This is a genomic window from Arthrobacter sp. E3 (genome assembly GCF_017353415.1).
Lineage (GTDB): Bacteria > Actinomycetota > Actinomycetes > Actinomycetales > Micrococcaceae > Specibacter.
Genome location: NZ_JAFMPX010000012.1, coordinates 78068 through 87688, shown reverse-complemented (window position 1 = coordinate 87688; position 9621 = coordinate 78068). Strand labels below are relative to the sequence as shown.

Genomic DNA, 9621 nt, shown 5'->3' with positions numbered 1-9621 from the left:
AGCGAGCTCTGCGAACACCTCACGACCACCCAAACCCGCTACCCAGGCACCGAGCTGATCCTGCGCTACACCATCAAAAACAAGAAACCGACCAACAAAAACTAAATCGCTAAGTCAAGAGCTCTGGTGTTGTCACAGGTCGCGGATCTCATCCTGACGATTTCAATCCTGGCGTACTGTAAGCGGTCAGTGTCAGGGATGCACCCAGTTCAGCAGTCCGAACCGGCTCACGCAGCAGGATCGGGCGCATCTCCATCACCGTCGTTCATAAGCTGAAATCGACGTACTTCCCGCTGCCGTTCAGTGCTGCGTACAGTGTCTGCCGCGAGACGCCAAGATCCCGGGCCGCCTTGGCTTTGTGCACGCCCTGGGCAATCCGCTCCCGTACCAGCTGGATTTGCTCCGGTGCAAGCTTCAGGACTCGGTCGTAGACGCCGTTCCTCTTGGCAATGGCAATGCCTTCGGCCTGTCGCTCACGGATGGTCTGACGCTCCAACTGCGCAATGCCAGCGAGGACCGTGAGCATGAATGAGGCGTGTCAAGGATCTGGAACAGTTGGTTAGTTGCGGCACAGGCTGGACGGGACGCCATACTTTGATCATGGGAATACTTGATGGTGCCGCCACCGATTTGCAGGCCAAGCTCGAAAGAGCTGGTGTTAGATCGAGCCTCGCATATGCTCTAGGACACCTGTCCTACGCCAGAGAGCAAAGCATCCCCTCTTGGATTGCCCCGCCTACTGTTTCGAGGGCAGAAATCACCTGGCTGGTTTCCGAATACGTCAAGGAACTACGTCGCGGTCATGATGACCTTTCCAGAATCACAATTATTCAGGGGTTGTGCACTAAAGTCTTCGGCCAAAATGGCGAGGAAATGTTCATCGCCGCATATCCTGAGTTTTCCGAAGATCAGTGGGAGGCAACGCTGGCGCGGATGCTTAGCGTACCCAGCGACCCCATCCCGTCTGCAGCACCCGCGGGTTGGTACGCTGACCCTTACGGCGTGCCATGCCTCAGGTGGTGGAATGGCAGCGTCTGGACTGATCAGTGCCGGCCCACAACAACTGCAGCGGCACCGGCCGAATACTCTCCGAAGCCGAAGCAATCTAATGGCCTAGCCATCACCGGGTTCGGACTCGGCGTCGCATCATTTTTCCTTTTCGCAATACCTATCCTCGGCATTCTGCTCACACTCAGCGCATTGGCAGTCTCGTTGTTCGGGCTCGCAATGCAGACTCCGCAGCACGCTAAGTCAGGGAAGGTGTTAGGAATCATCGGCGCCAGTCTCGGAGGCCTGTACACGCTGATGTACATCATATTTGTGGCAACCGGCCGAATGTAGCCGTCCCTCTCCTAACTTCTGAGCCAATCAAACAGCTCACCAAAACGACGTGTTCTTTTTAGTGGGCGTGAACATGGTTGTTGGTTGTATCCCTGAGCCCTAACCAGAAAAGCAGGAGCCCGTGTCAATGTATGCAGCATTTACGCCGAATGTATCTGTCGTCGGCGTTCTGCGGCCGGAAACTCAGGCCATACTTGCAGCAGTAGACGGTTGGTGGGCAAATAGGGCAACCAAGCCGGACTCACGGGCAGGTGGTCCGACATCACGGGGTCGTTGGTGGCACAACCGCCAGCGCCAGTAGATGGTGCCTGCGTGCAGGACAAACGTTCAGGACATTGCATCTACTAGCTTTAATGTCCCATTCGTCTCACCAATTGAACCATCGACAAGACAACCACCAGCTACTCCCCCTCACCGACAGCTACCGATGTAGAACACCGAATCTACGCGGCCTGTGTCAACTCTGGAAAGTCTCAACAATGTGTATCACTCTTATATTCTCAACCTCGAGGAAAAACCTCCTTTGATGGGAGATATCAGAAGGGGGTTACATGACGCTCCTTGGATGTGCCCGAGTGAGCACCGCTGACCAGGACACCGCGATGCAAATCCGGGAATTGAAAGCTGCCGAGTGTGAACGGATCTACCGCGATCACGGAATCAGTGGAACCAAAACCAGCCGCCCCGAGCTGGACAAGATGCTGGACGGGCTCAGCCAAGGCGATGAAGTCGTTGTCTGGAAACTCGACAGACTCGGCCGCAACACCAGCCACCTGCTCGAACTCCTTGATGACTTCAAGGCACGCGGCATCAAATTCCGCTCTCTCCGCGATGGCATTGCCGCCTATCCCGGCAGCGACCTCGGCGGAGCTATGGCCCAGCCCATGGTCACCATCATCTTCGCGTTCGCCCCACCCCAGGACTCCGCCCACGCTTTGATGGTTATTGATTGAATTCGTTGATTTCTAGGACTTTTGGACAACGGAATGCGGAATTTGTCGACCCATTCTCGATATAATTGACGGAAGGTCACCTATTCCGCTGGGCGCAAACTTCCTCTACATCTCACGGTTCGTTCCCGTCCAAATCGACAGATCAGCATCGCTGAGCTTGCATCTCTTAAATCGTGATGCCCGGTGGCCTGAACATACACCCTGAAAAACACCTCTAAAGAATATTCTTCAGAGCTGGGGTCTGAACTACAGTCCACCGATCCTCCCCCTTGGCAAGCCACCACTAATAGGGTGCAATGGGTAATGCGGAATTCCCCAACATCCGCACGGTGTCCGTCAGCTGGTTTGATCCTTTGACTGCTATAACGCACCGGAATCCACCATCGATATATACCTTATTTACTTTGATTTGGTAGGAAAGATCGGAAGGATTTATTGTCATATACGTTGCTGCCTTCGCACTGCAATCTACGGACCCGGTTTCATTTTTCCCGACCACTGTTACGACTTCACCGGTGTGTTTCTCCCGACAACTGACGTTTGCACTTGTTACCTCATTGACGCATTGTCTCAGGACGGCCGAGTCCGGACCGGCGAGTTTCCCTTGGACTGAAGTATCGAAGGTCAGCGGAGCCGGAAAGACTACAATGCAGTATCCATCTGGCACCTCAGGGGTGGCTAAGTCGCTGCGGAGAATTTCAACGGTGGGGTTGCCCCCGAGATACGTGATGAGCGTCTTTTCACTGCAGTTCCCGGGGTTGGCGTACACTTCCGCATCGTGAGGTATCTGACAGGAAACTGGGACCGGGTCCTCCCCTAAATCAGAGAGGCATGCCCCAACCGGGAGAGCACCAGCAACAATGACTGGGCTAATGTGTCCACTCGCGGGAGTACTTGCATCGTCGGCCGGAAGCTGGGATTGGATAGGCCCATGATCAGACCCATTTCCGCTCTGACTAGGGGAGTATGAGAAGACCGTAATAATTGCCACAAATATGGTGGCCAAGGCGGCAATTTGAACTAGCCTGGAATCCTTACTCCTAGATACCCTAGTATCTTTTTGATGAATTGTTTCATCCATGTCGAATTCACCAGATGATTTGGTAATCGCTGGATTTTTTCGTCTCACTTGAGGTGCTACTGGAGCTCAACATCGTAGAGGACAGCGTTGACGCGTCCACCGCAGTTGGAATTACTGTTATCAAGGTACATTTCTATGGTGGTGGCGTTGACACCACTGACAGGAATTTCAAATTTTTGAAGAGTATTAAAAGGCACGGGGTGCACCTCGATTTGTTTGTTATTTCCTGTGACACGAACGATCAGAGTTTGGTCTGAACTATTAGAATTATTATCCTGTCCTACCGTAAAGCTAAGCTTCTGAAAATTATTTGCTAGCCGAAGTTCTAATGACACAGCATACGAATCAGAGCAGGAATCTACTATAGAACTTATTCCCGAGATGTTTTGTTTGCTTGCGATGCCATACCGACCTTCCACCCAGCTGGAGCTGGGGTGAAAGAAGTCGGCAAGTGCAAGTGGCCCTGCTGTCGGTGGTGGTACTGATTCGTCTGTTGTTGGTGGATCACTGGGCGTTGCCGTTACAGGAGCCGGGGAAACAGGGTCCTCGGTTTGGGGGTGGGGACGAAGTCGGCGTAACGATCGGGGTATCAGTGGGGGATACGACCGCAGTTGAAGTGACCGTAGGAGGTGTCTGGGGCGATCCGCCGCAGCTAGAGAGAGTGATTGCAGCTGCAATGACAAATGCAAACCTCACGACATGACTTTTCATTGGAGCCCCATTCTCATCCGTTGGTACACAAGAATATTATCCTTCTTGTAGTACTGTACAACTTCGCGACAAGTTTCGGCTTCTCTGGCACAGCGCTAAAACCGCTCGGCCCGTCCGTGCGGCAGTGAAATCTGGGGCATAGCCGGCCGGCTCACGAAACGGTGCTACTTACTGGGACTCACACCAATATTTGGTCTGGGTCCGTTACTTTGAACGTGTCGTAAACCGCCAAGTTTCGTCTACTAGGCGGTTCACGAAGCGTTCACGAGTACCAGACCTATCGGGGCATCCATTCTTCATCATGAGCCGAATAACCGATTTGCATTTGCTTCGTCTTCTGTAGCCCCGAGCGGTGCGCCTGATGTTCTTAATAGTGGTGTTGGTCGCTTCGACTCTGCCCGTAATCGCACCGGTTACGATGAGGACGTTGTCATCATCCTTGTTCATGAGCTCACCTCGGCATACTTCCCGCTGCCACCCAGGGCTGCGTAACACGAACTCCAAAACAACGCCCTTGGCTTTGGGCTGCTCCACGAGAGCGAGAAGGTCCGTCGTAAACCGTGCCAGGCGGTCCGGTGAATTCACTCGAACTGTATGCCCGTCACGGACATAAATCAGCATCTCCTGGAGCTGGGCTCGGTCGTTGGTGTTCTTGTCGCTGACCTTCTCACAGAACAACCTGTGCACAGGGCCAAGTGCTTCGAGCTGCCGCGCCTCGTTCTAATCAGCGCCACTCACCCACACGTAGACCACCACTTGCCCTTTGTGTCCAGCCACTACTGAGACCCTCCATCAGTTATGTCCAGCAATAATCGAAGCGCACCTTGATTGACACAACTTTAGAGTCACCTCAACTTGTACCTCTCGGGTACACCCTAATGGACACCTTGTAACACTTTCAGTACCAGAAGCTCGCCCACAGGACTGCAGACTGTGATGATTTTTCGGGCAATTTGTTATCAAGTGTGCGCAGGACTCTGAACATAGATTTTGCGAGCATTTTCATGATCCTCGTCGCGGTTCAGGTGCGGGGCGAAGACTTCCGTTTTGGAATCCGTATAAGTTTCAAAAGACTGTTGACGATGTCAAATAAAGTCGCTGCCGCTACCCCTGCTAATGCGCCGATAAGTATCAGATGCGTCTCTCGGATGCCCTGTTCTTGCGGGAGATTGATCATTTGCTCTTGGGCTTCGACCTTTGGCACCAAATTTAAAGTATCGGCGCACTCCCTAAGCACTTGGAAATCTTGTGCGTTATTCGTGCTTACGCACACTTCAGCCGCACTTAGATCTTCCTCAGTGACTGCACCACTTCCATCGGCATATGCGGTAAGCATAGGCGAATAGAGATAGTGGTCAGGGGGGACATCGGAACTAAAACCACGAACTTCGCATATGATTACAACCCCTCCTGGTCCTGGATCACCTTGAAAATCGACACGCATGACTTTGTCTTCGGGACGGGTTTCAAACCAAAATCTGGCCTTCTCGGGCAGAGGGAACCCAAGAGTATTTGGCATTCCTTGGGAAAGAGCAGTAGGGGCACCATTTATAAAGCATGCCTCCACCAGCTGCGAGACCGGGCCGCCAAGAACAAGGCTTCCTTGAGCAGTACGAGACCTAACAACGGCAAAGAGAGTTGCCTGAGAATTTCCGGAAACTACATCCCAATCCCATGACAAGCGAGCGGAATAATTGTCGACCGCGTAGGGCGATGTAAATAGAGCGACAGTGCTCGTTCTATCAACCGACCCGTGATCAATCGGCGCTCCGGGTGGCAACTCTACTTGACCAGGAAGAAGCGAATAAGTAAATGCGACCAATGCGCCTACAAATACTAACTTAGCGACAATCTGCCAGATCTTCCGTGTCAGTGTAGACGACTCGCTATTGGAGCGAACCGCTTTTCTTTTACTGGCGCTCCATCGCCGTCGAGGTCCCATTGAAGGTCTCGTGACTCGTCTCGAAGCTGTCATAGCCAATCTTCCTCATTAAATCGGGTAATTTACGGTCAATCTGGCTCTTGGTGGTTCGTGGGGATCCAGGTGTTCCCGGGTAAGTGTCATAGCGTCGTCCGGGCAGCACTTCTTAGGAGAATAACCGATGTGCAGTTGTTTCGGTGGCGGTAACCGCGGGCGGTGAGTTTGCTGTCCTTGATAGTGGTGTTGTTCGCTTCTCCTTTTCCCGTCGTGGCACCGGTGCCAATCAAGACCTCGATCTCTTTCACCACCGACAAATAGTGCGCCAGAGCCTGGTGGTTTAGGGCTGATTGGATTCCTTCACGAGGCGTTCGAGGTGTTCCTTGGCCAGGTAGGCGTTTTCCAAAGAACCGGTGCGCAGCAGTGCCCGGAATGGTTCCTTCACCGCCTAGGTGTTACGCGTCGCAGCGGATGGCCATGAGCAGCCGCGTTGCCTGACGACCTGCCGTGATCATCCTGGTTTCCCTGTTTGCCTCTTGACGTTCTTCGTTGGCGGCGTCAGGCTGACGACAGACCCCTGATCTTGGATTTTTTTCCAAGGTTTAAAGACGAACGAGACCGGTGCCAGTTTCTAAGGCCGCACCAGTCTCGTTCTGACGCGAAACTGGCTGCATGCCCGGGATTAGACCTTCATGACATCCGCGGGAATCACCTCCGGCGAGTCAAACACAACACCACCTACTCGTGCAGTGAACAGGTATAGAGCAATAGCGGCGTAACTATGGCCCCCAAGAAAAGGATTACTGCCACGGTCTGCGATAGTGCCCAGCGTCATGGGCGAGCGAATTTTACTCGCTAGAATCTTCCACAACGATGATCAGCGAGAGGTGTTTAGCAGATGACAAGCCAAAGCGGTCGCCTGAACCAATAGTCCCAGGTCATTCATTTGGTAACTATCAATGACTGATTACGAGCCTTCGCACCTTTGATCGTATAGAGACCACCCTCGCTTCAAGATCCTAAACGACGCCTCAAAAGGCTGTGCAACCTCTTCCAGTGATCCCCCAGAGGTGCCTTCACTCAGGATTTCGCCCGCTCTAGTCGGCTGAAATATCGTGCGTTGCGCCAAAGCCCAGGTTAACGCATGGGCATCGCCACTCAATTTTCGCCATAGCAGATTCACCTCAAGCTCAAGATCCGGGTTCCTCCCGTAGACCAACTTGGCTGCGTATGGAATGACAGCGTCGGAGATATTCAATGAGGTTTCGGCGCCAGCTTGCAGCGTCTGACCCAGACGAGTCGTTAGCCACTTAACTTGAGCGTCGATCTGCTGGCGTTCATTGTCCGTAAGATTCGGATACATGAGAGTATCGTTGTGGAACTGTCGTGATCTTTTGTACGACTCAGCTACGGCAGCCAGCCCGCGTCCACGCCGGACGGTACCTTCGTCAGGACCAAGAATGTAGACAGCTTGTGACGCTGCAAGAAGGGCGCCGCGCAATGTGGTGAAGTGCGCTATCGGGTAGACCTGTCCAGCCAAGATTGCCGTCCAAGCCAAACGAAGATGCTCTCCAGCAGAAACTAAGCTTAGACGTACCATTTCGCTAATAGGATGTGCGCCAAATTGTGCATCATCCAGCTGGAGCTCGCTACCTTTTTGGGGCGCTTCTAGCCGTCGTGCCCTAACTCTCCACCCCTCCAAATCGGCTTCAGTGGACTTCATGTGTTCGAAATAGGCTCTATCCGAGTCTTGCATCAATTGGCATGTCCATCAGTCGAGTCAAAGGTAGTGGTCAAGTCCTGACCCCTCGCTGCCTGAGCGGCAAGAAACGGGATCAAATCACGCGGGTTGTACTTACGCACTTCCTCGCGAAAGTGGATGTATTGGATCTTTCTATGTGCCATCAGTCTCCTTGCTCATCCACAGTCTAGAGTGCCTCAACCTAGGCGGCCTGATCCTGCGGAGGTAGTTAGTCCGGTCGGACAGACTCACAAGTTCGTTCGCATCATAAACGGCGCGGGAGATGCTGGCATACTTCAGACATGACCGTCGAAACGCCTGCCCCTTCCGATGCTTGGCACCAGCTTGGTTCCTGGCTTGCCGAAGTCCAGGACCTAGCCAACGACTCCCACGCGTATCCCCTTGCCCACGGTTCCCTCCTTGCGGGCGACGAACTGGGCATCTCTGAAATACCTGGAACGGCGGCCGTAGTTCGAACGCTCCTAGACGCAGCCGTTGACGACCTGGCATCCGCTTACGCCCTCGTGACATCGGTTGGCCGCCTCAGCCCTGTCGCTGTCCCTACTTTGGTGCGCGGAGCAATTGAGCTTGCCGGTCTGGGTATGTGGGTACTGACAGGACACGAGCGATCGGGACGACAGGAACGGGCGCTCCGGATCGCTTATGACTCATACTCCAATGCCATTAAGTTTCACGCTCATCGCTCGAAAAGTCCGGCGTTATCAGCCGACCAGCGCGCCAAGGCCAATGATTGGGCGGTTGAAAACAGGATTTCCGCCGCTGACTTGGCGGATGCTGCTGCCAAAGCTGGGCTGAAGAAGACGAGAGTGACGGCGCAGCTCAATCGGACGGAGGCACTGAAAGAAGTTGATTTAGCCCGGGACACGCAGTTCTTCTCGGACTGGCAGCTGTGCTCAGGATTTGCCCACGGGCTGGCTTGGGCCCCCCAGCATGGTTCACACCAGAGTTGGCACACACACCATGGAAGGCGGCGGCACAATAACGCTCGGCACCATGACCGAAGAAAGTGCCTTGATAATGCTGCAGTGGGGACAGCACGCCATTGAGGAGCTCAGGGGCACCTTCGGTGCCGGTCGAACATTCGTCACGGACGGTGCAGATGCAACACTCGTTTCCAAGCCAATGAAGAAGATGGAAGCCGAGACTGCTGCAAAAGGACTAAGAATTGAATACCAACATCCGATTTCGGCGCCTCGCCGTCCCGCCAGCAGCACCGTCTTCTCCGCTGGTCCAGGCGGGTCAAAGTCCGATAAATAGAACGAGCTCCAGCCGGAGGGTGGCCACCATCAAGTCATCATCAAGTCATCATCAAGTGAGCGAATACCGAACCTTGGAGTACAGACAACATAGTTTCCGGCTTCCACCGCACAATGATGTGCCGGCATGCCACACACTCATTGGGAGGTGTTCTTATCGCCTTCGGTCTTGGAAACGAAGTCTTTTGGAACATTATCTTTGGCCCACTGCTTCACCCCACTTTTCATGTCCCTATTCGTAGGGCCAAGGCGGGTGATCTGGCCTGGGAACATGTCCAAGATCTCAAGGTCAAGATCTCGGTAGAAGTCCTTACGAATCAGATGCCCGCTGCCGGCAAAATTACTTGCCTGCTCGGGGCGCAATGCTTCAAGAATCCTCGCAAGATATTCCAAAAGGACATCGATCAACGACGCATGGCAGGCTATCCACAATCGGCCGATTCTGAGACGGTTTCAGGATCCGCCGACGCGCCGACACCAAAACGTCCACAACCCGTCTCACAACATGCCAAACAAACATCAATGTTGTGAGACGGTTTTGCGACAGTTAGCCCAAAGCAACCCAACACCTACAGATCGCAGACCACCGCCACTAAGCG

The 9621-nt window shown here is 53.6% G+C and carries 9 protein-coding genes; 3 read left to right on the top strand and 6 right to left on the bottom strand.

The genetic code is table 11. The features are described from left to right. Window positions 1-265 precede the first annotated feature (265 nt). Window positions 266-526 (bottom strand): helix-turn-helix domain-containing protein, encoded by a 261-nt coding sequence (locus JMA46_RS07535; RefSeq protein ID WP_207344730.1) that lies wholly within the window; start codon window positions 524-526, stop codon window positions 266-268. A 74-nt stretch (window positions 527-600) separates the two neighbouring features. Here JMA46_RS07535 and JMA46_RS07530 point away from each other — a divergent pair, with 74 nt between their 5' ends. Next, the gene (locus tag JMA46_RS07530) at window positions 601-1341 is read left to right on the top strand and encodes a DUF2510 domain-containing protein (protein WP_207344718.1); all 741 of its coding nucleotides are present in this window, start codon (window positions 601-603) and stop codon (window positions 1339-1341) included. A gap of 551 nt (window positions 1342-1892) precedes the next feature. Then, a complete protein-coding gene (locus tag JMA46_RS07525; protein ID WP_207344717.1) occupies window positions 1893-2294 on the top strand; it encodes a recombinase family protein in 402 nt (133 codons plus the stop codon). Between the two features lie 283 nt (window positions 2295-2577). On the opposite strand, the gene JMA46_RS07520 is transcribed toward JMA46_RS07525, so the two are convergent. From JMA46_RS07520 to JMA46_RS07500, 4 genes are all read right to left on the bottom strand, one after another. Next, a complete protein-coding gene (locus JMA46_RS07520) occupies window positions 2578-3375 on the bottom strand; it encodes a hypothetical protein (RefSeq protein ID WP_207344716.1) in 798 nt (265 codons plus the stop codon). Window positions 3376-5107: 1732 nt separating this feature from the next. Next, window positions 5108-5908, bottom strand: coding sequence for a hypothetical protein (locus tag JMA46_RS07510; protein ID WP_207344714.1), 801 nt, complete (start codon window positions 5906-5908; stop codon window positions 5108-5110). 1063 nt (window positions 5909-6971) lie between these two features. Beyond that, window positions 6972-7727, bottom strand: a complete 756-nt coding sequence (locus JMA46_RS07505) for a hypothetical protein (RefSeq protein ID WP_207344713.1) — start codon at window positions 7725-7727, stop codon at window positions 6972-6974. 32 nt (window positions 7728-7759) lie between these two features. After that, the gene (locus JMA46_RS07500; RefSeq protein ID WP_207344712.1) at window positions 7760-7909 is read right to left on the bottom strand and encodes a hypothetical protein; all 150 of its coding nucleotides are present in this window, start codon (window positions 7907-7909) and stop codon (window positions 7760-7762) included. Window positions 7910-8759: 850 nt separating this feature from the next. Here JMA46_RS07500 and JMA46_RS07495 point away from each other — a divergent pair. Next, entirely contained in the window at window positions 8760-9023 is a 264-nt protein-coding gene (locus JMA46_RS07495) for a hypothetical protein (RefSeq protein ID WP_207344711.1), read from the top strand. A 137-nt stretch (window positions 9024-9160) separates the two neighbouring features. Here JMA46_RS07495 and JMA46_RS07490 read toward each other — a convergent pair whose 3' ends face one another. After that, the gene (locus tag JMA46_RS07490) at window positions 9161-9430 is read right to left on the bottom strand and encodes a hypothetical protein (RefSeq protein WP_207344710.1); all 270 of its coding nucleotides are present in this window, start codon (window positions 9428-9430) and stop codon (window positions 9161-9163) included. Window positions 9431-9621 lie beyond the last annotated feature (191 nt).